Here is a 25095-nt window from a genome sequence, read left to right as displayed (position 1 = left end):
GAGGACGCAGGTGGACGTAGCTGCCCCGGGGCGGTGGCAGACGTATATGACCAGGGGCTCCGGCTGACTAAACTGGCCGCTGGCCTGTGCTAATCACAGCTTGCAGCTGCAACATGAGCCCAGGTGTGCAAATGAGTATGTCACCTGATCATTGTGGCCAGCATTCCTGTGGCGGAGCACTCATTAAACATATGCACAGAGTGCAGATGACAGATCCGGGCTGAAAATTGTCTTGTGTAATTATGTGGTTGCCTAAAAATCAGGCACAGGGTCTTACGACCATGTGCCTGAATGGAAAGTGTCATTAAAAGACCGAATAAGTCCAGCGGTGCAAAGAGATGCAATCTTAGTTGCTGATCGCAAGCAGCGCGGGCATACAGAGTATTCTAATGAGAATGGTGATACTGAACCTTGAGGGAAAACTGACCTGCTTCAGGATGGTTCTTCATAAAGGTCTTGCGGGCCTTAAGCACCAGAGAGTAGATATCAAAATTGAGCTCAGAAGCGTGAAAGCCCTTAATCTCGAGAGGACGCAGGTCCAGATCAGCCTTTTCTACAGAAACGGTAATGGTGTAGCCGTCAGGGTAACGCAGCCAGGCAAAGGCAGTACCACTGTGCATGCCGCTGCCAAAATCCATTCCCTCGTCATCTGGCAGAGATACCAGAGGAATGCCGGCAACATCCTCGCCGCACCAGCGATGCAGCGCCAGCAGAGTCAGGCCCTCGATAACACGGTCGAAAGGTACGCTCTCATGATTGACCTCGTCGTAATCATGATCACGTACCATTTCATGATCATGAACAGGCATGTGCGGGGTCAGAGTGCGCTGCTTCTCATACTGACTGTGATCCAGTCTGGCATCACTGCCTACCGATGAATACCCCTCAGCCCAGTCCTGATCCTCGCGGTTAATATAGGCATTCTCAAGGCACTGTCGCTCCTGTATGGACAGCTCCTTAATTGTATCCGGCATTACTATTCCCTGTGAGCTCAGTGCTGCATCATAAGCACCTGAAGGAGCTGGTCCGCTGGAACCGTTTCTCTGAGCGCACTCTACGCAATCTTCACTGCCAGTCATGTCAGCGGATGTCTGATTGCCTGTCATGGCTGAAGCTGCACCTGGCGCAGCCGGGGCCTCAGCCTGGTCCGGGGCATCGGCCTGAGCCGGAGCTGGGGTAACGGCCTGAGCCGGAGCCGGAGTAACGGACTGGGCCGGAGCCGGGGCCGGGGCATCAGGTGCTGATTCCGGAATACGGCTTACTGCCTCAGGGTCAAAGGCGCCACGGCGGTGCTGCTCACTGGCAGAATCACGGGCATAGTCAGCCGGACTGTCTTTTGAAGCCTGACTGGATGGAGCCATGGCACGTCCCGGCTGAACAAAGAAGTTGTACTCCTGACCGCTGTGCATATTTTCAATGCTGCGACGGGTTTCACTCATCTGGGCATCGTCCCAGTTGAAACCGTTGCTGCCTACGCGGAAGCGGTAAATGGAGTTAGCAGAGCTGACCTCCTCAAAAGTCAGATTAAAGTCCATGGCAATTGCGCGCTTGATGGTGCACAGCTCCTTGTCGCGTGACTTACGGTAAGAGCGCTTTTCTGAGGCACTGAGCTCTATGCCCTTGTGGCTGAACACCTGCGGCGGAGTACGCCAGCTGCCGTAGTGCATGCTGCCGTTGAGCAGCATGGTACCGTCAGCGTAGAAAGCCTGAAATGGTCCATGAGCCAGACCGTTTTCAAGACTTACCTGGTAGAGCTTGTTGCCATTTGGCCAGTAACGGGTAGAAATACCGGTAGCAACATCCTTGATATAGTTGCTCTCAAGCATTACTCCGCCTTTAGGGTTGTACTCGGTATAGGCACCGTTGAGCAGATCTGAGCTGTAGTTTTCAGTACAGTACAGAGTGCCGTCAGAGCGATAGAAGGTCCACAGTCCCTCACGGGCACCCCAGAGCCAGCGGCCGGTAGTAACCACACGTCCTGTTACCGAGTCATACTTGGTCCACTCGCCATCAAGATGATTGTTACGGTAGCTGCCTGAAACCTCGATATTGCCAAACTTGTCTACTGACTGAAAAGGGCCTTCTAGATTGTCATTGCTGTAATTATAAAAGCCCACCATATTGGCGCCCAGGTAGATGTATTCGGTACCCTCACGAAGGCCATCCTCATAGGTTGAAAGAATAAACAGACCATCCTTGAGAGTACGCAGGCGACCGGTAAATGGCCTGCCATCGCTGACATTAACCATGGCATCGGCATGAACATCATATTTGATGTCAGACGGAGCAGCCGCCGGGCAGAACCAGTAAAGATCCACACCGAAAATGCGGTAGGTACCGGCAGCGCCGACCGCGAGGATCAGGATCATGGAAATGGAGCTGATAAATGCCTGCAGACGGTCATACTCAAGGGCATTACGCATCAGGCGCATGGTAAGCCAGGTGCAGTAGCTCATGCCTGTAAGGCCACCCAGCAGCATGAGCAGGCTCAGCCACATTGGGGTGACATTGTTGGCATGCATTACAACTGAAGGATCATCAGGGGTATAGAGCACATCAATTGTGGTACCTACAGGACGCACATCACTGATGCTGCGGCGCCCGTCAAATAACAGCACCGTACGGAATGGCTTGCCGTCTGGCAGATTGAACTCAATGATTTCCTGGAAGTGATGCTCTACGCGATCAAGATTGCGACTCTCTTTCTGATGTATGTACTGATCTTCGACGCTAACAATGGTTGCCTCGGCAAGCTGACCAATGTCAGTGAGCTTATCGTAACTGATAGCAGACAGTGCGCCCTTGAAAGCCATGATGGCAAAGAGCATGGACAGCACGGTAAAGACGCAGTTAAAGCCCCAGCGCGAAAGAGTGGTTGAGGCATAGCGATAAATAAAGCGGCTTACCGGATCCTTGCGTTTGCCCTTATAAAGTACCGGCTGCACTTCATCATCAGACTCGTCATCATCAAAACCACCGCCAGTAAGGACAGTACCGTCCGATCCCCCACTTCCTCCAGCGCCACCAGCCTCGACATCATCCTCGCCAGCCTGCGCTACTGACAGATCGCTCCTGTATGAAGTAGCAGGAGCATCATAAGACCGCTCATCAGCAGCCCTGTGGGCTGCACGGGATGCCTCCATGGCAGCCTTTTGGGAAACCTCAAGCCCCACAACAGACTGTTCATGCTGACTGATATTGAGCTCTTCGGCGGCATTAATAGCTTCAAAAGACGGGCTTTTGTCATCGCCAGACTGATATCTGCGTGCACTTGAGCGCAGCTGTTGAGCACTTGTGTCAGCACTGACCTCGCATAGTGCAGCATCAGAATCGGCACAGTCAGAACTTACAGCGCACTCATCGGAAGTTGCTGCTGCATGGCCTTGCGAGTGTGCATACGACTGACCTGATACCTGCGCAGCAGATGCCCGTGCAGCATCTGCAGGAGCAGCTGCTGCAGCTGTTGCTGCAGCCGCCGTTGCGGAGCAGTTGTCCTGAATTTCAGGGGCAGGGTGGCCGTCAGCACGACGGGCTGCCGCTTCAGCATCACGCTCTTTGCGCTCAAGGTCCTGACGGGCCTGAAGCTCATCCTGCTCCCTTATTTCGCTGTCAGCAAAGGAGTTTTCATACTCCCGGTAGAAAGATTCATCCTCATCATCAGCACGGCAGTCCCTGAGATAGCGTTCTGCTGTTGAACTGAGGTCATTATCATCATCAGAGGCGACTGGCTTTTCTAACCTGATGTCGCTGTTTTCCGGGGTCGTATTTACAGCCGGGGTGTGGGTGGCCGAACGCAGGTCAGCACCTCCGGCAAAGCTGTCAGGTCCGTAATTGTCTGAAACATCTCCACTGCTGATTTCAGGTGAAGCATAGACATTAATATGAGGGGCGCCGCTGTGGTCTGAGGAATGAGCGTGAAAATAGCGCTCCAGAACAGACTTGTCGATTTCTCCCATCCAGGCGCTGTCGATAAAGCGCACCATGATGTCCACATGCATATAGGCCTGATTGAGAATACCCAGATCGCGCCACTGGCTGCTTAAAAAATGCTTGCGCGGGCCTTCAATGTCACGTCGCAGCAGACGCAGTGACTCAAGAAGGTGCTCGAGACCTTCGCGATCAAGAGCAATATTGCAGGATGCAATATTGTTGATTGACTCAAAGGAGGTATTAAGTCGTGTGCCTGTGAGCTGAGCACCAATCAGCTCAGCCGTACAAAGGGCCACCTCATCGAGCTCACCCAGGGGATCATTGTCCAGCTCAGGCATGGGGATAGCCTTTTGAAGACAGGCCTGACGGGCAGTTTCCAGCAGCTGGGCAGTGCTGACACTCTGCCCCTTTTCAAGGCTGCACAAAAGCCTGTCCCATGCCCTGAGCATGGCTCCGACTTCAACAGACTGACTGTAGATATAGTGCATGAACTGTTTCCCCTCATGACCTGATGAGTACAACTACAACCGGGGACCCGACTGTCATAGCGCTGACGGGTTTTGCCAGGTAAACATGGATAATGACAGGGCGCACAATGTAGCGCAGTGCAGCCTGTCCGGACAGAAATATAGCCAGTATGAAGTGTGAAGATTATCTGAATTTGGGCATGTGATATGTTCCGTACAACTGCTTATAACCAGGGCAAGAACGGTCAAACGCCGTCTGACGCAGCCGCCCCGACCTTGCAGGACTGCTCGACACATGCAAGACGTATCTGACTGCAGGACAGCGGGTGACATGGGCAGGTCAGCGGGCGCCAGGGGAAGAGTAGCGGCGCCAGGGGCAGGCCACATCAGTTTCAGCGACCAGGCGGCTGTCATGACTTTTAATGCCAGATCAGGTCCGGCACGGCCCCGGTCTCAGCCCCTGTCTGAGCTCCAGTCTGGGACAGCTGTCAAAGCGGTTGTTCAGGGGTAAAACAAATGAAATGAGCTCCTGCAACGGCACACCAGGTGTTGACTGTCACTAAAGAAATTACGGGAGCGCCTTAACTGATGAAAGCCACTGGCTCCAGAAAGGTCGGCATCTCGCCAGGCACAGGCGTGCTTTCAGTAAAATTGCGGACTTATGGTGACCGTTTCATTGTGTAATTTGCCATATTTGGCTCAGTCAGCAACACAAAGTGCTGACCGTCAGGCCTGCAGGCTTCAGGAACTGGGTATAACTCATGTATTAAGCATACAGAGCACTGCTGGCATGCCTGCAACCGGTACTTTTACGGCTTTTCAGCCTGCAGTTTTGCAGCTTTACATACAGCATTTGCCCCATTCCTTGCTGACCTGTACAGTGCTCGGCATACAGACACTTTGATGTTCAACAGGGACGCAACCGCGCTTATCAGCACTCTATGGCTTCAGACAGCGCGCCCGGACAGACGCATGGCAGTGTGTTCACGCAGCCTGGCCTTTAACTGCAGCTGCAAATGCGGCCGCAGCTGCGGCTGCGGCTGCGGCTGCTCATGTCTTTGGGTACGGGCAACGTAAGCAAGGGGATGCGGCCGCGTCCGCCACTGCTCAGGGTCATGATGGTGCCACTTTGAAGCACGCTCAGAGCACTGGTCGTGCAGACAGCGGGACCTTGCCAGTTCATGGTGCACAGGTCAAATATAGATATCAGATAATTTTACCCTGTACCTGCCTGTAATTCAGTAACCTGGCTCACAGCTCAGAACAAATTTTCCCTTTTGTATGCGGTAAAGAACCCTTTTACGCCTGAGTTATTTCAGCCTTACCAGTGATCAGAAGTTCTGTCTGGAAAAGCATTGCTCTGATGGAAAAAAATTATGACAAAACTAAGCTGCAGCTAATTATTTTGCCCGTACAATAATAGATTTTCAGGTTAGCCCTGAAAGGTCCCCACCATGACTTTCCCACTCATGGAGGATCCCGGCCTGTCAGGAATTGATATTAAAAACTTAAGCCTTAACCCTGTTACCCTGCGCCGTCAGTGCGGGCGTCCCTGTACTTTCCCTGTTTCTTAAGATAACCGCTCTCTTTCTTTCTGCCTCATGTTACGGGCCGTCAGAACTGAGAGTGCAGGATTTTCAGTACGACCTGCCAAAGTGCATCTGCATACGCTGCTGTCTATGCATACACAGCCGTATCAGCACAGGCTGAAGTACCTGCATACGATGCTTAACCAGTATTTTAGTCAACACTGCACGGGCAAACCTCTGTGAGCTCTGTACCTGCATGGCATGAGCTCTCAGCAGCAATGGACTATCCTGCCATCAGCTGTTTTTCCGGCTGCCGCACTGGCTGCAGAGCTCTGGCTTAACCCCAGTCAAAACATAGGAACTGCATGTCACTTAGTTCTTCCCCTGTCGCCGATCCGATGACAGATACCAACATTGGCCTTGAGCCTCAGACCATGATTATCTTCGGCGTGCTGGCCGTCCTGGCCCTGTGCGTTGATATCTGGGCCCACCGCAAGGATGAGCCTATCGCCTTAAGAGCCGCAGTAGCATGGACCCTGTTCTGGATTTTCGTATCCATGTGCTTTGCCGGCTTCCTCTATTTCCACTTCAACAGTCAGGTAGCATCCCTGTTCCTTGCAGGTTATCTTTTCGAGCAGGCCCTGTCCGTTGACAATCTCTTTGTGATGATGGCTATCTTTGCCTGGTTCAAAGTCCCTGAGCAGTATTGCCACCGCGTTCTGTACTGGGGTGTTCTGGGTGCGATTTTCTTCCGCCTGCTCTTTGTGGTCATTGGCTCGAGCCTCTTTGCCCTGGGACCTGTGGTAGAAGTTGTATTTGCTCTGATGGTAGCCGGTTCCGGTGTCATGATGCTGCGCAAGAAGGATGACGATGCCGCCGAACATACTGACTACTCTGGCAACTTTGCCTTCCGTGCCGTACGTCTGTTCTTCCCTGTCTTCCCGCGTCTGGTAGGTCACAATTTCTTCATCAACCAGGCCCATGTCAACGAAGAGCTCAAGAAGCCTGAAAACAAGGATGTTTCCCTGACCCGCACCGGAGCCATTTACGCCACTCCTCTGTTCTTATGTCTGGCCGTAATTGAAACGACTGACGTCATGTTCGCCTTTGACTCAGTACCGGCCGTTATCGCCGTATCCCGTGAACCTCTCATCGTTTACTCAGCCATGATCTTTGCCGTGATGGGTCTGCGCTCCATGTACTTTGTGCTGGACGCCATGAGAAAGTACCTCATTCACCTTGAAAAGGCCGTAACCGTACTGCTGTTCTTCATTGCTTTCAAGCTCGGCGCCAACGCCAGCCTCCACCTGACCGGCTTTGGTATCGACATTGACGTCTACACCTCCTTAATGGTGATTGCCGTCATTCTGGGCATTGGCATCTTTGCCTCCTTTATCTTCCCTGAAAAGAAGAAAGAGCAGCCAGCCGCAGCTACTGCTCCTGCAGACGCTGCTGCCGCCAATGCAGACGCAGTTGCCGCTGACAGCTCCGCCCAGCCGGCTCCAGCTGCAGCTCCAGCTGCCGCTGATGCCGCTGCCGCCGCTCCTGCAGCTGATGCTGCCGCCGCTTCTCAGCCTCAGTCTGAGCAGGCTGCCGGCAACCAGGCTGACAGGTAATCAGCCAGCTGCTTAAAGGGCTGTAAATAGCCGCCCATTGGCAAGCTGCCCATGCAGCGCCACACCACGACAAAAGGGACCGCATTGCGGTCCCTTTTGTCTTTTTAAACAGCTCTGCGCATGGGAATAGCGCATCTTCAGGCTGCGCCCTGCGCGCGGTGTCTGGGGCAGTGAACCAGAGCACGTGCCCGTACTATGCTGCGCCGCGCTGATCTGTGCCTGACAGGCAACCTTGAGCAGCTTCCTGAAAAAATGAGGCATAGCCTGCTGGCAATGCATGCTCATGGCTTGCATGGACAGGCACAAGACTCTAAAATTAGGCTGACTGATTTTCAGCCTCCTGATTTTTGTCAGGCCGGAGCCCCTTTTTTTCAATGGCGGACTCCAATGTGCCCATATTAATGTCCTTAATGTTACTGACCTGCTCAGGTGCTGTGTACAGATGCATTGCGAGCATTGGCATCCATGGCATCCATGACAGTGCTTTAGACCTCAGTGGTCAGAACATAACTGCATAACAGACCAGTGGTCTTGTGCAGTGCAGGATGGCATAACATGCCCTGTGGTCCTTATCTTTAAGACCGGACAGGACATGCCCGGCTGTAAGCCGGGCGTGCGAGGCTGAACCGGGGCCTGAAGTGACTGAGCCCTTACAAAGTATTGAAAACAGTGGTAGAAACACACTTGGTTTGAACAGAGCAAAGACCTGATCCTCAGGTACAGCACTGTCTGCGCCGCCTGCGGCTGCGTCAGCCCCGCTGCTGGCCAAGTTTTTACTGTGACAAAGCTGTTTTGAAGTTGCCTTGCCCTGCAGCTTTTGTGCAGGGCAGCTGGCAGTGCCTGCATGGCCCTGCGCAGCTGATACATCAGGCATCTGACCATGGGGTCCCCTGGTTTTCAATACGTGCTCAGCAGGACTGGTGGCCCCTGGATACACCTTAAGGTAGACAAAACATGGCTAAAAAATCCCGTGCTCAAAAAGTACAGGAAGAGCAGGAGCAGGCAGCAGCCGGCTCAGCCACACCCCGCATGAGCAAGTACGCTCTCAAAAAGCAGGCTCAGCTCAACGGCACCTATATAGACAGGACCATACCTGACAGCTCTGAAAGCGCCAGTGAGGCCCAGAGTTCAGACACTGACAGCGCTGCAGGCGCCGGTGCCTCAGGTTCAAACAGCTCCGGATCGGCAAAAGCCGCATCTGCAGGTTCAGGTGCCCGAAAAAGCGCCTCAGGCAAGAGCTCATCAAGCTCAGGCCGCAAAGGCAGCACCTCAAAATCATCAGGTTCCCGCACATCATCACGCAGCTCCTCTGCCTCAGGCAGGGCCGGGCGCGCCGCCTCACCTGCTGACGCCAAAGAGCGCGAGATTCTGCGCCTTAACCGTGCACGCAGCCGTGCAGTTCAGGCTGCCATTGAAGGCGCCTCCGGTATTGAGGACAGTCAGGAGCTCGAGCGCACCTATTCGCGCACCATAACCATCAGACGCAAGGGCCGCACTATTCAGGTGGTACGTCATACCCCTGAAAGCCAGATGCCTGTCAAGATTGTTCAGCAGCGCATAAAACGTGAAAAGCATGCCGAGGCCGTGCGAGAGGCCCGTGCTGAGGCTCTGGCACGCCTTGAAGCTGAGGGCAGGTCCTACACTCCTCCTGATCGCAAGAGCAACAAAATCCCTGACAAGATCGAGTTTAATCGCAAGAGCGTCTATACCTGTGGTATAGAAGTCAAGGATCGTGTGCCTGATCTTACCGATTACGATGAGCGTGTAGCTGCAACCATGCCGCACAACCGACGTGATCAGTTTCTTTTTGCTCCTATCAAACGCGTCAACAGCCCTGTCAAAGGTACGGACATTGTGGCCCGCTTCCTCGACAGCTGGCAGCGCCGTATGGATCCTGAGGGTCTGCTCACAGGTTTTTTCGATCGCGTCAAATACATCAGATCGCACGAGAACGGCATCAGCTGTGTGGGTCTGCCGGCCTTCCTCAAGTTCCTTGAGGGCATACCTAAGCGCCATATCGTCAACAGCTACTCTCTTGATTTCAAGCTCTTCATCAAGCGCCGCGAAATCACCGACTTTATCTCCTCGATGAAAGGACCGGCTCTGGAGTGGATGCAAAAGCGCCATCCTCTTGAGTCAAGCTATGCCTTTGTCTACCTGGATACCTTCCCTGCCGGCGTCAAGCTGGGCAAGAAAAAGGTTATTTCCACTCAGACCCTGTATATCCTGGGTGTTACCCTGGATGGCCGCAAGGATCTGCTTGGTGTCGTGCCTGACATGACCTCACGCACAGTATCGCTGGGCTACTGGGAAAGAATTCTCGGTCACTTAAAGGAACTGGGCTGCAATGATATCTGCTATATCGTAGCCTCTTTCAAGTGCCGCTATCTGGAGCGAGCTGCCGCCGCCATTTATCCAGGCGCTACCTTGCACTTCAACCTCATGGAAGTGCTGCAGTTTGACTCCTACTCACTGCCAGAGGACATGCGTGCTGCCTTTATGAGTGAGGCTGCAGACTTATGCGATGCCCCTGATTTCAACACTGCCCGCACCATGCTCGAGCAGATGCGTCAGCGCTGGGAACAGCATATGTCTGACGGTCAGACCGTGCTGCAGGGTAATGTTGAGGCACTGCGTATCCACACTCTGCTGCCGCTTGAAGAGCGCCGCATCTTTACCACCAATAAGATGATAGCTACGGCAGCTGCTCTGATTATGGGCCCTAAGGTCAATGACTTCTTCTCTGACAATGAGGAGATGCTGATCTACATCTTCTACCGCTATCTGCTGATAGCCAAGCGTGAGTGGATTGAGCGTCAGGACCATGCGGTTAACAACCTGTCTTTCTCGCGCATTTTCTCTGCACTGCGCCATGCTCAGGAAAAGGGCTCAAAGCTGCTTGACCGTCTGCTGACCCGTCAGCATCAGGAATTCATGCGCCGCCACTTTGGCGTATTTGGCAGTGGTCCGGTATTCAACCTCAATCCTAACCGCAAGCGTATCTCGCTGGCAGGTCAGATCGAGGCCAATACCAATCTGCTCTCAGACCGCTGGTCAGAGCATGACAATGCCGGCCTGAACACAGCACCGCGAGCCCCTGAGCAGCTGAACCAGTCTGATGACAGCTCAGACAGCGCTGAAAACTCCGAGGCCCTGTCCTCAGCGACACAGGCCCCGGCAGCCGCAGCTGCACCTGCAACCTCCACATCGTCAGCAGCCTCAGCAGACGCCACAGGCCCTGCATCGAATGCAGCTGACCGCAAGGGCGGCAGAAAGGCTGAAAACTCCGGTTCCAGCCGCCGCAAGCACACAGGATCGGCCAGTGTTTCAGGCGGTACTGAGCTCAAGGACAGCAATTCTCCTGAGCTTACTCTCAATGACAGCCTGACTTTAAGCTCAGCCGGACTTATCAATGGTGCTCCAGGTCCTGAGCCGGCTGCAGCACCGGTATGGGCCAATGCCCTGAGCGGCTCCATGGGAGCATCAGCTCAGGCCCTGAGTTCACATGCCGACAGCTTTAACCTTGATGCGATCAGAACCTTTGAAAACAGGGGTTTTGCCACCTTTGGCACATCTGACATGCCATCTGGTTCACCTGTTCTGTCAGGTGATGCTCAGAGCTCGCTTACTCTTGCTGAGGCAGCTGCTGATTCCTTCATCAGTATCAGCGCCTTTAACAGCTACCAGCTGGGCACAGGCTTTTTCCATGACAGCCTGTTCAGCACAGGTGCGCAGTTAAACTACACCGGCACTGAGAGCCTTGCTGGTGCCCAGGGCAGTACTCAAGCCGACCCGGCTGATGCAGGCAGGGCTGATGCCAGCCATGCTGACACCAGTACCGGCAGTGACAGCACCGCAGGCGGTGCTGACGCAGCCGGTGCTGACGCAGCCGACAGCTCAGATAACGGCCATGAGAGCCACAAGGCTGCAGTACCAACGAGACTGGCCCTGGCTCTTGCTCTTGAGTCACCATTCTTCAGACAGAGCCGTATCTTCGTTAACGGTCTTGAGTATGTTCAGACCAGAGCTGCTCTTGGTGATCAGGGCGCCGCCCGTCTGCTGCAGCGTCTTTCAGACGCCCGCAGCGACATCAACGGCATGGACAGTATTGACAGAACCTTTGGCTTCAGAAGCCTGAGCCCTGAAGAGGCCCTGCACGGCATTGCCCCTGAGAGCAAGAACTCTCAGGGCAAGCACAGCCGCCGCCAGCGCCATCATAACCATGGCCACGCCAGTGAAGCATCCAGCGCAACCTCCAGTGCAGCTCCGGCAGCTGCCGGCAATGCAGCTGCCAGCAGCGCTGCCGCCAGCAACGCTGCTGCACCATCAGTTTCAGTGCGCGACGACAGGTCAATGGCTGCAGTGCTGGGCAATGCCCCTTCCATAAGCCTTAACCTGCCAGGCCTGCCAGCATCGCCTCTGGCTGCTGAGTCTGCCCTGTCAGGCACAGCCTCAGCTGTCCTCAGCTCCACTGGAGTTGGGTCACCAGCAGAGCAGGATGCCAGTAAGAAAGCAGACAAGGCAGCCGCACCGTCCGGAGCTCAGGCCGCTGACAGCATTACTGCTCAGACCACTGACGGCAGTGGTGCTCAGGGCGATGCCAGTAAGCAGGCAGACCAGTCAGGCGCACCTTCCATCGCTCAGGCTGCTGACGGCAGCAGTGCTCATGGCAAGGACAAAAAGCACCGACACCATGGTGCAGCCTCTGCAACTGAGGAGAGCATGAGCGATGCCTCATATGGCCGTCGCATCAAGTACGATGACCAGAGCCTGAAAAAGTATGGTCTTGGCTACAGCTCACTGAGTCAACGCCGCTATGCTGTTGACAGCGTGGCCGGTCTTGAGGGCTTTGACCAGATTGACCCTGCAGCCGAACTCAAAGCCATGCCTGCCCAGTCCTTTACTGAGGGATTGAGCTCGAATATTGGACGGGCCAACACTGTTATGGGCATGATTCGTCCGTCCATCACTCAGGCCCTGTTAAAAGACCGCCAGCACATGAAGGAGATGGAGCGCCAGAACATCTTTGACTGCCTTGGTAAGGACTTTGATTTCACCTGCCTCGACAATGTCATTCATCAGGTAACTCCTGTTTTCAAACAGACCCTGCAGAATGCTATCAAGTGGTCTGAAGCGCAGACAGCTGAGAAAAAGCGCACCGAGCGTGAACGCAGGAAAAAGCGTGCTCATGAGCGCTATCTCAAGCGTCAGGCACTCAAGGCCCAGGCCGCAGGCAGTACCGGCACAGCGCCGGCCGCTCAAGGAGAAGCTGGAGTACCGGCAGCTGGAGTACCGGCAGCCGGGGCAATTGCCGGCCTGTCATCCCAAAGGATGACCGGTCCGCTGTCAGGAGGATCGGCTCCGGTACTGAGCGCCGATGGTTCAGCAGGCACCAGTGGCATGGACAACAGCCTGATCGAAGCTGTTGCCCGTGACAATGAGGCCGCACTTGCTGACAGCGCTCAGCTTGGTCAGGGCATTATCAGTGCCTCTGATGATGCTTCCCTTGAACTGACCCGCCCATCTGAGGTCAAGGTGACAGTGGTAGCCCCTGAGTTCCGCAGCGAGATTGCGCAGCGCATGGCCAAGATGCCAGGCGTGCATACTCAGAAGCCTGACACCAATATCACCATCAAGAACAAGGACTGACGCCACCTGCCAGCCATGCAGCCCAGCCCCTTGCCATGCCTCAGGCATGGCAAGGTCCTGGACCATGCCCGGCCGTACTGGCCCAGCACCTGCTCAAAAGATACGGCGCCCTTTAAGGGCCAAAATGCCCGTGAGCCTGACAGGCCCACGGGCATTTTCTTTTTCATTCCAGCGCACTCCAGTGCAGAAAAAAGCTGCACTCAGGCGCGCCCGCCGCTCACTGAGCACCGAGGCAGCTGCAGCGCACCGCATAACAATCCGCGCCATCCTTCTGATACAGCTCCGCATGACAATCCCCGCAATCAGACTGATACAGCGTCGCATGACAATCCCCGCAATAATGCTGGGACAGCGCCCATGATTGGCCCTGCAATGCAGCCCGGTACGGCCTCGCATGGCCACGAATCAGGCTCGCTATAACCGCATTCAAGCACAGTCAATCTCTCTATGCGACCAGGTAACAGACATCTTGCACTCAATACTTCATTTCACTTTGTCATACCAGAATATAGATATATCTAGATTCAACATCACCCCCCTTACCTTTACAGTTACTTTGCCCTTTTACCATATAAAGTTCTGAGACAAAATCATGGGCATAATCCTGTTACTTATCGCTTCCAATGCCAGAATAGTTCTATATGATATATATCTATATGATTAAGTGATTGCATTTAAGCCATAAAATTGGCCGTATTATACGAAATGGCCTTAACTGGCCCCAAATAAGGACATAATTAAAAAAATTTTTATCAATTTTTTCCCTTATTTATCACTGTCACAGGTATATCTCATAAAACTAAGGCAATTGTCGCATGCCATGCGACCAATGGTCGCGCAATTAAATTTAAGATAAATGCATAATTCCAGGTTTTTTCGGAAGCGACAGGTGACCAATGACTATACTTTTTGTTGACAGTGCGTCACCAGGCATCCAGTCTGATGTCATAGCAGTTTTATGTGAACCGTTAGCATCACAGCCTTGCCCTGCCGTGTCTGAGAAAAATGCAGACGGCATTGATCATAGTCCCAATTCATGTCATGTTCAGACTGGAACAGTAAGCTGTCTTACTGACATGCGCAGGATTTCAACGAGTTTCATACTGATGTATGCTAGTCCTGCCATGCAAGAGCCTTTTGCCACCACTGACCAGATGGCCGATATCTATCACTCCATATTCAAAAAGACGTTAGAACTTGGATGTCGATCAGTCACCGTGCCCATTATGGTCAGGGATAATGCATCTGACGAACAGGTCGATTCTGCTCTCACTACTGCAGTAAAATGCGCTGATGCCTTTCTTGAGTCCATCGAGGGAAAGGAGCACGCACTTGATATCATTATCAATCTTGATAACTGGCGACTGTCCCGTCGCCGCTTTGAAACAGCCGTACGTACCTGCAACCGCATCTCATCTTTCAATGAGGTGCACAGTGGCATGAACCTGTCCTTTGAGTCACTGGAAAAGCGCCTTGAAGACCTGTCTCCTACATTCTATGAAACCCTGCTCAATCTTGTTGAAGAAAAGGGCATGACTCAGGTTGAGTGCTATAAGAAAGCCAACCTGGACCGGCGCTTCTTCTCCCGCCTGAAAAACCGTGATTCCTACAATCCGACCCGTAACAAGGTTCTGGAAATTGCCGTAGCCATGAACCTGACCATGACTCAGACCCGCAAGCTCCTGAGATCTGCCGGATATGAGCTCACCAGCAACAGGGTGAGTGATGTCATCATTGCCTGGCACATATCCCATGGCATTTATGACCCTGAGATCATCAACTGTGCCCTGAGCGAATACGGCCAGCCTCTGCTCAACATCTAATCCCTCCTCCGTCCGGCTCACTGCAGCCGGCTGCTCCACGCAGGTGCCTGCGCCCGCTGAAGCTCCCCTCATACGTTGCGATTGACCGCGTCCACTGCAGTTCCCCTCATACGTTGCATTTAACCTCATACCTGCTGTGATTTGCGCCCACTGCAGTTGACTAAACCCTCTGTATTTACCCGCATCAGCAGCAGTCAGCCGTATGCCCTTTGAGCTCATTTCTCCGCCGGGATCAGTCACTTCATGGCCCGATAATCTTCGCGCATCCCCGCCTCTGCGCCTTGCGGCATCCATCAGGTACTATGCAATCTGCTCTGCGCACTGATCTGCCTTTGGTCAGTGCTGTTATCCGTCATATTCCACGTCGTGGCAATCTGCCAGTAAAGAAGAACAGCCAGGGGTTCACAGGCGCGCATTGAATGACCTTGCCCTTCGCCCATGGCAGCGCCCGACCCTTAACGGCTCCTGCTCCATCAAATGACCTGACCCGCAATGTGGGTTATTACTGCCAGTCAGCAGGGTTGCAGATAGCGACCATGCCTGGCACTCATTAGCGTCATGGTGATTAAAATAAAGCAGAGCACCCCATGTTCCTGCTTATCCCCAGGTCATGCTCCTGCGGAAAGACTCAAGTGCCGTCCAGAACTGTCTGTGCTCGTGCCTGGCTGTCGGTGTCATGGTATGGCTGTCCCGTACCAGGTATGGCTGCAGGCAGCATATGTTGTTCTGATCGGTCGCTGACGCTTACCGGCGCGTTTGAGAGGAGATTTGAATGAACTTACAACATCCATCACTGGCACTGAAATCTGACTTCAATGAAGTGAAGGTCAGGTCCGTATGCCCAGCTAATCTCCTGCTTCCATCATGGCCTTATGCCCTGTGCAAGAGCTTTGGACAAGGCCATAATGATATCCCGCCCGGAGCCAATGACAGCAGCACGCCTGCCAATACAGGCTCTGACACCGATGACATGGCCAAAACAGGTACAGCAGCTCAAAGGTCCTCCACAGCCAAAGCGTATGCCATGGCAGGCACAACACACTCGGATAAAGGTGAGAAACATGAAGATTATGGTGAGAGGCAAGCAGGTTCGGACTACAGGAAAACGAGTTCAGGCCATAATCACACCAGTGAGCAGCCCGATCTCATTCCGTACTCCAGTATGAGCAGTGAAATATGGATGGAGCTGATTGAGTGTCTGGAGCATGCCCCACGTACTGTTGGACCTGTGGATTATGGCTGCAGCGGTGTGCCCCGTAAACATAGTAATGACTACTCACCGGCAAGTCAGTATATAAGAGGAAATAGGGACTCAGACTGGTCGCTAAACGAGCTGTCACAGGAAGTCAAATGCGAAGGGCACGCCTTTAGCCGCATGCTTTTTGAGCTGATGCAAAGCCGCAATATCACTCCAAGCAGCTGCTATCGCACTGCCGATGTTGATCGCAGATATTTCTCTCGCCTCAAAAGCGCCACAGCTCATCCCTCACGCACTGTCATTATCCGCTTTGCTCTGGCACTCAGACTCAACCTTGCACAGACCAGACAGCTGCTGGCCACCGAAGGCTATACACTCTCACGCAATATCCCCGAGGACAGAGCACTGTGTTACTTCATAAGGCGCGGTATCTGGTCCCGCTTTATCATCAATGAAGCACTGTTTGCCCTTGGACTTAACACTCTCTAAAACACAAAAGCACTCAAAAGCACACAAAATACCTGCAGACAATATGTGCTCCGGGCAACTGCCTGCAGTCATGCAGGCTCGCTGACAGGCATGCATGCAGGTTGGCAGACATGCATGCAAATGTACTTTTGTACTGACTTACTCAAGTGTGCACCTGCCGGCATGCTGGCATGCTGATTGACCTTTGTACCTGCCTGCTCAATTGTCCCTCTGCTGGCCATCATATCAGAGGATGATTAAAGGCAGAACTCAAAATAAGAAAAGGCCGCTCACTGCACAGGTGAACGGCCTTTTTCTTTATAAAACCTTTTAGTGCACAGCAATCATAACCTGCCGGCACTGCTCTGGCCTGCATGAGAGATGGTTACTTTTTTTCCTTTTTCCTGCTCTCATCTATTATAGCCAGCATCTTATCAAGGCTGATATTGTTTTTCTTCATTGCTTCATAAAGGATACGGCTGTCAATTTCAGCAACCTTCTCCTTCAGGGAGGCTACTTCGGCAGCCAGCTCATCGGCACGCTTACGGAAGCGCTCTTCCTTTTCCCTGAGCACTTGAATCTTATTGACAATAGACTCTCTAGTCAAAACTCGTGGCATGATAAATCCTGGATTTTTCAGCAAACACTTTACAAAATATTTTACAGATAATCTTAAGTGCACTCAACATGACCGGCAAGCAGCTGATGCCTGACAGGTCAGGCCTGACAGCACAAGCCAGCCTGTGCTCCATGGTCATCCCCGGCCACAACATCAGCTCCGGCCACAGCCCCACTAATGGCGCGCCTGCACAATTGTGCAGACTCACCTTTCCACCACGGGCTGTGGTACTGAGCTCATCAAACCTGCGGGACACGGGCCTTGCAAGCAGCTGTCTGCTATACGTACAGTGAACAACCACAGACCATCAGTTCGCAGGAAATTGTGGCTGTAGGCTGGTGCCCTCTTCATGTGCCTGAAGCATACAGCCCGATACACTGACTGGGCAGCGCACCGGACGATACCCTTGCATCAACCATGGCTGCCGCCACAGGTATGGCTCTGTGGGCGGTTTATGGCCTTGAGGTGACGGCCATATGTCCTTAGCTGTATTATTCAGCTTTTTGCTGACTGTACATGAATGCACAGATTAAATACATGTTCAGGGCATGATAACAAAAAGACAATATGCATACAATCAAGCTTATAAGGAAAAAATCACTGCTATCAGCCTTTAAGGTTAAGCCAGTAAAAACATAAAACGTGCAAAACAGCCACAATGACTTGCATTAAAAGCACGTCACCATCGCATCTTGCCCCATATTGAAAGAAAAAATGCTGACTTTTAACACACTTTGATAATAATAAATAGTTTAAAAATAAGCCCCGACATCTTGCCTGTTACCTTAACAGTACTGCATTTTACAGTGCACCTGCAAAACACCTGTGTTACACCAATGGCGCTAATGGCCAATGAAAATTTCTGCAATAGCCTCAAAGTTGCTACTATCTGCCTTAAATCATGGGTCAGCATACGGCTCTTCGTGCCAGGCCTGCTGGAGCTCAATCCGGGCAGCTGGCGCTCCCTGGCCGCTCTCCGGGCAAAAGGAAGATTACTGGCCGGATACGGGCGGGCAAGCTGGCTGCCAGTCCCAAATCCTTAAGGTCAGTAAAGGAGTATGGATATGGCCGGTTCAGGACATGGCCACCATAACCATGGCACAGCGCCCCCGAATCCGTGCAGGCAGCATGCTTCAGATCAGGTCGAAAGCCCACGCAACCACAGGCCTTCAGCCATGGGCATGGCCAACCTCAGATGATATTTCAGAACATGGGCGCATTACAGTCATGAGTGCAGGGCTGTATGCTGCTGAACGGCATGGGGCTCAAAGGCGCAGTGTATTGGAGATGGCCTGACTGACATGGTGTGGTGTGACAGGCAATGGCGTGGAAGTCAGCTCATGGTCCAGGTAGTCCGTACTCCATCACTGCAGATGAATATTTCCCATCGACAATAAAAGTGACAGTCATGAATACACAAACCGCAGTCAAGTGTGCGCAGTTACGCTTAATCTGGTCAGAATGACCGCTTTTTGATCTGAAAGTGCGATGTGTGCACCTTTCCTGAAGATGTTTTATTGAAAGTCCACATGGTCTGAAGTAATATCTAATGGATCGATTTTTACCGATTGCTTTTATGGACCCGTAAGTCTGCCTGTCCGTTAATCACTGCATGTCATCCGAATTTATCCCTATGCCTGCACCCAACACTAATCACTCTCAGGAACGCTCAGCAGCATCGTCTGCGGCCGCAAGCAGATCGGCTGCTGACGGCGCCCGCGCTTATGAATGTATTGTTCTTGATGAGACCATGTGCATGCCTGAGGGCACTGCCTCGACAGTGGAGAGTACTTTAAGCCCGGTCAATGCTTTCAAGGGCTGCCTGAGCTCACGCATGGATGATGGCTCTTTTATCAGAGCAGATAATGCCGAGATGCTCAGCTGCATCATAAATGCAGCCGTGATGCTGCATCTGCCGATACTGCTCATCGGCCCCTGCGCTGGCAAGATCATCTCATCGTATGCCTGCAGCTCCGGTCATAAGAGCTACACAAGCCTGATACTGGGCACTGAGTACCATGCAGGTGAAGTTCACAGGGCACTGAGCGCCGACAACAAAATTATCAGGATTCAGAATCTGTTCTCGCCGGGCTACAGCGACAGCCTGCTTACCGCTGTGCAGGAGACAGACTGCACTGTCTTTATGGACTATCCCCTGATTGAAGACATAGTGACCATGCCGCGCAGCCTGTTCAGCTTTGTCCTGCCGGTAATCACCGATCTCTTTATCAACGACCCGCTGGCCCGTACCAACAGCTACCAGTGTCAGGAAGGTGCCGACATCCGTCGTACCAGCCTGAACGTGGAACGTATTGAAGTAGGAGATGTGCTCAGTGACCTGAGCCTGAGCAACAGCGCTCTGTCTGCTCTTTCCAGTCTGGTAAGCACGGCAGCGGCCCTTTATCTCAGGGAATGCTCCCAGGTAATTGAGCAGAAAACAGCCAGCCTCAATATCTTTCTGGCCGGCGCTCTCATACCTCTGGCCATATGCTGTGAGCGCCGCGACATGCTGGCTCCCTGCCTTGATGACACCCGCGTAGCCGGCAACATCAGAATTATGCTCGAACGACTGTGTTCTTATGGCTCCTGGCCCTTTGCCAATGCCGTTGCCTGCCGTGCCGACGCGGCTGCAGCCGCAGCTGCAGACGCAGCTGCCACACAGCAAGCAGCAGCGTACACGGCAGATCAATACAGTGCCGATACTGATTCACCAGACTCCAGCTGGTACGGAGCCGGCACGCCACCAGAAAGCATTACTTCACCTGAGGCCATGACCACATCTGCTGCCAGTGCCGGGGGTACCGGCTCAGCCCAATCACATACCTCCACAGCAACGCCATCAGGAGCCGGCGATTACACTGCCACCAATTATGACAGTGCCTCCGATAGGGACGATCGGGAGGCCCTGGCAGAAAAGCATGACGGCATCAGCCGGGTGCGCGGCCTTGCGGAGCTGCTTAAAAACCGCAGAAAATAAAGACCCAACAGCAGCCGACAGCGCAACTGACAGCCTGCGGCGCAACTGACATCCAGCAGCTCGACTGACAGCCTGCGGCACAACTGAAAGACGTCAGTTCAGCTTACAGCTGACAGTACATTCCGGGCTGATATCAGGCTTAAGATTCAATACAGCTCAACGGCATACCTGATCTGCCTTAAGGGTGCCGCAGCATTTCAGACAACATCACAGGATTTCACCCATGCTCACCAGGGTACATATCTGGGACAACGAAAATGGCTACGTGCCCATTACGGCTCAGCAGGCCATGGAGCGCTACAACAGCCGCATCAGCAGCTGCAGCGGACTGCTCAGATGCTCAATCTGCGGCGAGGCTGTTACTCTGACCGTTGAGGGCAAGAAAAGAAGTCATTTCCGTCATGCTCCTGTACATGGCATGACCCCGGAGGCCGTGGAGCAGCTCTGTGAAGAGCGCAGCCGCCGTCAGGACTGTGCTGCCTCCACGTCCAATGGCATCCCGCCTCACACCCTGCCTGTGAAAATCAATCTGCGCCGCTTTGGCTTCACCTTCAGTGCCGGTTTCAATACCTTCGGCCTGCTTGAGGATCTCAGATCCCATGGCTGCGACCTCAATGACAGCTCCATAACCATTACGCCATCTGGTAAGGGCATCAACTACAGCGACAGATATGTCTTCAACCTCAGCCGCCTGAGCGACAACTGTCTTACCTGGCTTCCGGTAAGCCCTCTGCCTTTTCAAAGATGCACTCTTACCTACAGAAATGTGCACAGTCAGTTGCGCTCGCTTTGGCCTGACCGTATTGACGGCATAGTTGGCAGCGACGCCGTTTTTGACTATGACAGCGGCCGCCGCATCCCTCAGGGCGCCCGTGTTTCATGGAAAAGGAAATTCATTCTTCTGTCAAACACCAGGTACCCGGAGTACATTGGCAGCCTGACCCTTAAGCCAGTCATCTTTGACCAAAACCATGGCAGCTCTGATCAAATAACAGGCAAGTGGTTTGTCTATGAGATGACTGTCCAGAAGCTGGACAGTCAAGCAGGCAAATTATTCAGAAATCTTGGCCTGTGGCTGGTACAGAGCACCTCCGACGTCGAGCAGGTATGGCCGCCGCACCTGAGCATTGGCGATATCTCGGTCAACCCGTCCCGTGAGCTCTTCTTTTACAATCCTGAAAACGATTCAGTAAAGGTGATCCCTGACGGCAATCACATTGAGCAGACCGTATGCCGCAGCGGCACTCTGGTCCGTGTCAACATGATGCACCGCGCCCAGCTGTACATGGTGGGAACTTCAGGCCTCTATGGCTATCGTTTTATCAGACAGGAAAAGCAGCTGGAGCGCTCGGGCAGCCTGCCGGGACTTACCTTCCTCAACAGGTCAGCCGGACTTGTCACTGAGACCTGTCAGGACCTGCTCGAAGGTACAGTAAATCAGCTGCGCTTTACCGCCCCTGTCAAAGGCCATGTGACCATATCAGAAGGCCGCCGCATCAGGAAAATCATAAAGTTCGACTCCCAAAGCGCGGTCACAGTCCATGAAGACAGCATGCGCCCGGGATGGACCCTGGAGTTTTACCTGGGATGCAACCTGGTCCAGACCATCAACATTCTCCACAAGGAGCTCCAAAAAGACCAGCAGCTCCCACAGGGTCAGCCGCTTCACGCCCAGGACTGCCCTGACACCACAGACGCTGATGCTGCAGCTGCTGCTGACGCAGCTGCAGCCGCATCAAACCATCCAGAGCAGCTGTTATCAGACTGGACTGTCCTTGACAGCAAGCTGCTCTTAGAGCTGCAGGCGGCAGCCTCTTATCCGGCGCCGGTACGACCTGGGCTTTTGTCAAGACGCAGCCATTCACAGCTGCGCAGCAGCCAGGCCAACAAAACCGGCCGCCGTCTGAGCCGCCAGCTGACTTATGCCCCGCAAAGCCGCGCCTGGCTTGAGAAGTTCATGACCTCATCGGAGCTGACCTGGCCCATGATCAGGCTTATCAACAGCACCCTGCTCAGGCATCGCCCGTAACCCCGGCCGGCCATGCCGACCCTGCGGCCCGTCCGGCCATGCCGGCCTGCAGCACAGCACCGCCCCCAGGCCGCACGCCGACATCGCGGCTTGAGCCCTCATCTGCGCTCTGGCCTCATCCCTTACCATCGTCATTACAACCAGGCCGAAACCACCCCGGCCAGTCCCGACATGAGCCTGTCATGACTTATTCCTGACACGCATCGTGGTCAACAAGGAGCAAAACCATGGGATTGATTTCTAGTTTAACTAAAGTAGCCGTCAAGGTTATGAACGACACTGGTAGAGTTGTATGCTCAGCAGCCGATGCTGCTGTCGCAGCAACTTCCGCCATTGGTGCTGCTGCTGATGCCTGCTATCATCTGGCTAAAGCTGCAGAGATTTCTGCCACCAGTTACAGGAAATCCGTAGAGGCATACTATTCCCATGCAGACCCTGAGCTTCTGGCCTGCATAACGCTCAACAAGAGACTCAATACCATTGCACGTGAGTGCTACTCACATCTCTCGTTCCTCAATGAGGATAACGCAGCTACGATACTGAAAAGTACCATATACGCTCTCTCCGTCAACGAGAAGAGTGCTGGTCGTGAGCCAAGGACTATCGATAAGTACATTAAGCACCTCATCGTTAATCACACTAACATAAAGCTCAACATGCTGATTAAGGAAGTGCATGATAAGTATGTCGCTGTCATCGAGGATGAGGATAAGGCTCAGCTATCCGAAACTTATGACATGGGCAACGCTAGTGTCGGTAATGGCTTTGCAACCACCAATGGCCAAGAGGCGGCTGAGACCAGGGCTGCTCCGTCCGACACCTCTACTATCGGTTCCAAGCCTGATTTTTCAGCCATCCTTGGGAACAAGGCATCACCTGCCGGTGCTGAGAAAGCATCAGCTTTTGCAATCACCAATGGCCAAGAACCGGCTGAGACCAGGGCTGCTCCATCCAGCACCTCTACTAAGGAGCTGCCTGATGTCAATTTCGGCAACGATTTTGACATGTCGCCTGCCGATATGCCGCCTGCCGGAGGAGACGATTTTCCTGACGGCACGGTACTGGTGAAGGCTGCAACCCGTACCCGTCGTACTTACAAGGGTATATCCACCAAGGTCTGCGGTACTCCTACTCTATCTGTCGACGATGTATACGGGGTATTCTCAGAGTCTGGTTCGGCAGACCAGACCGAGGAGACTGGCTCCGCTGGTAGCAAGTCTTCCAAGAAGAACCAGCAGTAATTAACCCTGTAGCTTATTGTAAATGAGAACAAGCTATGTATACCAATAACAACACTACTACAGGCGCAGCTGCGCCGCGCCTGCCCGCTGGCGGACTTAGTGACTGCCCACAGAAGGGGTCTTGTCCTTGTACTTTTGAATCTTGACAGGGGTGGCGTTGTCGCCATAGACCTGCAGCTCACCATTGTCAGACCTCAAGATGAGAACAGTTGCAATGACAGTGCAGTCAGGGCCGTGTAAGCGGCTCTGAGAAAGTTTCAGCCTCTCATGAAGACAATGAACCTGATCTCGTTCTTGATGATGAAGCTCTTCAGAGATTTGCCGCCGAGCTCAACTGTGAAAGCAGCAGCGCAAGGGACATCATAAGGTCCATAAGCTCCCTGGCAAGCGATCTGACAAACTTCCATGATTTTGAGCAGGGCTCAGCATCAACTCTGGCTCAGCTGCTCAAGTTCAGTTCTGACCAGGAGCATGTCCATGGCCATGTCCAGAACCATGACCATGGCATTGACCTCCTGGATCCGGTCATTGACAGCCAGGAGCAGGACCAGGGCACCTGTGTAGACAGTGCCGCTGCCCCTGCCGTACCTGCAGCTGGCTGTGATACGGCATACCCAATCTGCCTTAAGGGTGCCGCAGCATTTCAGACAACATAACAGGATTTCACCCATGCTCACCAGGGTACAGATCTGGGACAACGAAAATGGCTATGTGCCAATTACGGCTCAGCAGGCCATGGAGCGCTACAACAGCCGCATCAGCAGCTGCAGCGGACTGCTCAGATGCTCAATCTGCGGCGAGGCTGTTACTCTGACCATTGAGGGCAAGAACAGCACCCTGCTCAGGCATCGCCCGTAACCCCGGCCGGCCATGCCGGCCCTGCGGCCCGTCCGGCCATGCCGGCCTGCAGCACAGCACCGCCCCCAGGCCGCATGCCGGCATCCGGCCTGAGCTCTCAGCTGCGCTCTGGCCTCATCCCTTACCATCGTCATTACAACCAGGCCAAGACCATCCCGTGCCACTCACTGCATAAGCCAGTCATGCCTTATGCCTGACACGCATCGTAGTTATGACCAGCAGCGTGCATCGACATCCAAAGCCTGATGTAAATCGCCCATAGCAACACAACAAGGAGCCCCCAATGGAGCTATTTCTTGCAGTCTGTGATTCTGAACATGTGAACAAGGTTTGCGAAAAGCTTAAATTGTATGGTGCAGAAAATTTCAGGTTTGTTCCATCAGGCGTTGAGTTTATTACAGTAAATACTCATCCTATAACTAGAAATGGAAAAATTGAACTTGGTGATAACTACTGTGCTTATTTATATTTATTTCTTAATGAAATCAGCATCGAATCTTACGAAACAATTGAAGATGCGTTTAAACAAGACACATTTTTTCGTCATTTCTTGGATGATTTAGCTAACACATATAACAATTTGTGTAGATCAACCTGCGTCCGTGTAGTATGTGAAGAACGTTCTCAGTCATGGTGCGATAGCACAGCCAAGACCATAGCCAATGCATTGATCTCCATTTTTGATGAACAT

At 53.1% G+C, this 25095-nt stretch carries 11 protein-coding genes; 8 read left to right on the top strand and 3 right to left on the bottom strand.

Annotation, left to right across the window (positions count from 1 at the left end; all coding sequences use genetic code 11):
* Positions 1–386: 386 nt before the first annotated feature.
* A complete protein-coding gene (locus tag MXE41_RS04305; RefSeq protein WP_247099495.1) occupies positions 387–4418 on the bottom strand; it encodes a DUF3592 domain-containing protein in 4032 nt (1343 codons plus the stop codon).
* A gap of 1873 nt (positions 4419–6291) precedes the next feature.
* On the opposite strand from MXE41_RS04305, the gene MXE41_RS04300 reads away from it, so the two are divergent.
* The 4 genes from MXE41_RS04300 (at position 6292) to MXE41_RS04285 (ending at position 16701) form a co-directional block, all read left to right on the top strand.
* Positions 6292–7542, top strand: a complete 1251-nt coding sequence (locus MXE41_RS04300; protein ID WP_281503540.1) for a TerC/Alx family metal homeostasis membrane protein — start codon at positions 6292–6294, stop codon at positions 7540–7542.
* Between the two features lie 954 nt (positions 7543–8496).
* Positions 8497–13191: a transposase gene (locus tag MXE41_RS04295; RefSeq protein WP_247099494.1), complete on the top strand. Its 4695-nt coding sequence runs from the start codon at positions 8497–8499 to the stop codon at positions 13189–13191.
* A gap of 1226 nt (positions 13192–14417) precedes the next feature.
* Positions 14418–15014, top strand: coding sequence for a hypothetical protein (locus tag MXE41_RS04290; protein WP_247099493.1), 597 nt, complete (start codon positions 14418–14420; stop codon positions 15012–15014).
* A gap of 1375 nt (positions 15015–16389) precedes the next feature.
* A complete protein-coding gene (locus tag MXE41_RS04285; protein ID WP_247099492.1) occupies positions 16390–16701 on the top strand; it encodes a hypothetical protein in 312 nt (103 codons plus the stop codon).
* Between the two features lie 364 nt (positions 16702–17065).
* Here MXE41_RS04285 and MXE41_RS04280 read toward each other — a convergent pair whose 3' ends face one another.
* Positions 17066–17299 (bottom strand): hypothetical protein, encoded by a 234-nt coding sequence (locus tag MXE41_RS04280; RefSeq protein ID WP_246977793.1) that lies wholly within the window; start codon positions 17297–17299, stop codon positions 17066–17068.
* Between the two features lie 1612 nt (positions 17300–18911).
* On the opposite strand from MXE41_RS04280, the gene MXE41_RS04275 reads away from it, so the two are divergent.
* The 3 genes from MXE41_RS04275 to MXE41_RS04265 all read left to right on the top strand — a co-directional run bounded on the left by MXE41_RS04275 (position 18912) and on the right by MXE41_RS04265 (position 23546).
* On the top strand, positions 18912–20276 hold the full coding sequence (locus tag MXE41_RS04275; protein ID WP_247099491.1) for a hypothetical protein: 1365 nt from the start codon (positions 18912–18914) through the stop codon (positions 20274–20276).
* 223 nt (positions 20277–20499) lie between these two features.
* Positions 20500–22305, top strand: a complete 1806-nt coding sequence (locus tag MXE41_RS04270; RefSeq protein ID WP_247099490.1) for a hypothetical protein — start codon at positions 20500–20502, stop codon at positions 22303–22305.
* Positions 22306–22532: 227 nt separating this feature from the next.
* Entirely contained in the window at positions 22533–23546 is a 1014-nt protein-coding gene (locus MXE41_RS04265) for a hypothetical protein (RefSeq protein WP_247099489.1), read from the top strand.
* A 257-nt stretch (positions 23547–23803) separates the two neighbouring features.
* Here MXE41_RS04265 and MXE41_RS04260 read toward each other — a convergent pair whose 3' ends face one another.
* On the bottom strand, positions 23804–23953 hold the full coding sequence (locus tag MXE41_RS04260; protein ID WP_247099488.1) for a hypothetical protein: 150 nt from the start codon (positions 23951–23953) through the stop codon (positions 23804–23806).
* A 262-nt stretch (positions 23954–24215) separates the two neighbouring features.
* On the opposite strand from MXE41_RS04260, the gene MXE41_RS04255 reads away from it, so the two are divergent.
* Positions 24216–24404 (top strand): hypothetical protein, encoded by a 189-nt coding sequence (locus MXE41_RS04255; RefSeq protein WP_247099487.1) that lies wholly within the window; start codon positions 24216–24218, stop codon positions 24402–24404.
* Positions 24405–25095 lie beyond the last annotated feature (691 nt).

Source organism: Anaerobiospirillum sp. NML120449 (assembly GCF_023051105.1).
Taxonomy (GTDB): Bacteria; Pseudomonadota; Gammaproteobacteria; order Enterobacterales; family Succinivibrionaceae; genus Anaerobiospirillum.
The sequence above is the reverse complement of the archived record's forward strand: the minus strand, read 5'-3'. Positions and strand labels throughout refer to the sequence as shown.

What these genes read in the sequence shown, in the direction of transcription:
- MXE41_RS04255 (WP_247099487.1), top strand. Translation starts at nt 24,216, where the DNA reads ATGCTCACCAGGGTACAGATCTGGGACAACGAAAATGGCTATGTGCCA.
- MXE41_RS04265 (WP_247099489.1), top strand. Translation starts at nt 22,533, where the DNA reads ATGGGATTGATTTCTAGTTTAACTAAAGTAGCCGTCAAGGTTATGAAC.
- MXE41_RS04290 (WP_247099493.1), top strand. Translation starts at nt 14,418, where the DNA reads ATGGTCAGGGATAATGCATCTGACGAACAGGTCGATTCTGCTCTCACT.
- MXE41_RS04275 (WP_247099491.1), top strand. Translation starts at nt 18,912, where the DNA reads ATGTCATCCGAATTTATCCCTATGCCTGCACCCAACACTAATCACTCT.
- MXE41_RS04260 (WP_247099488.1), bottom strand. Translation starts at nt 23,953, where the DNA reads ATGGAAGTTTGTCAGATCGCTTGCCAGGGAGCTTATGGACCTTATGAT.
- MXE41_RS04270 (WP_247099490.1), top strand. Translation starts at nt 20,500, where the DNA reads ATGCTCACCAGGGTACATATCTGGGACAACGAAAATGGCTACGTGCCC.
- MXE41_RS04285 (WP_247099492.1), top strand. Translation starts at nt 16,390, where the DNA reads ATGCTTTTTGAGCTGATGCAAAGCCGCAATATCACTCCAAGCAGCTGC.
- MXE41_RS04280 (WP_246977793.1), bottom strand. Translation starts at nt 17,299, where the DNA reads ATGCCACGAGTTTTGACTAGAGAGTCTATTGTCAATAAGATTCAAGTG.
- MXE41_RS04300 (WP_281503540.1), top strand. Translation starts at nt 6,292, where the DNA reads ATGTCACTTAGTTCTTCCCCTGTCGCCGATCCGATGACAGATACCAAC.
- MXE41_RS04305 (WP_247099495.1), bottom strand. Translation starts at nt 4,418, where the DNA reads ATGCACTATATCTACAGTCAGTCTGTTGAAGTCGGAGCCATGCTCAGG.
- MXE41_RS04295 (WP_247099494.1), top strand. Translation starts at nt 8,497, where the DNA reads ATGGCTAAAAAATCCCGTGCTCAAAAAGTACAGGAAGAGCAGGAGCAG.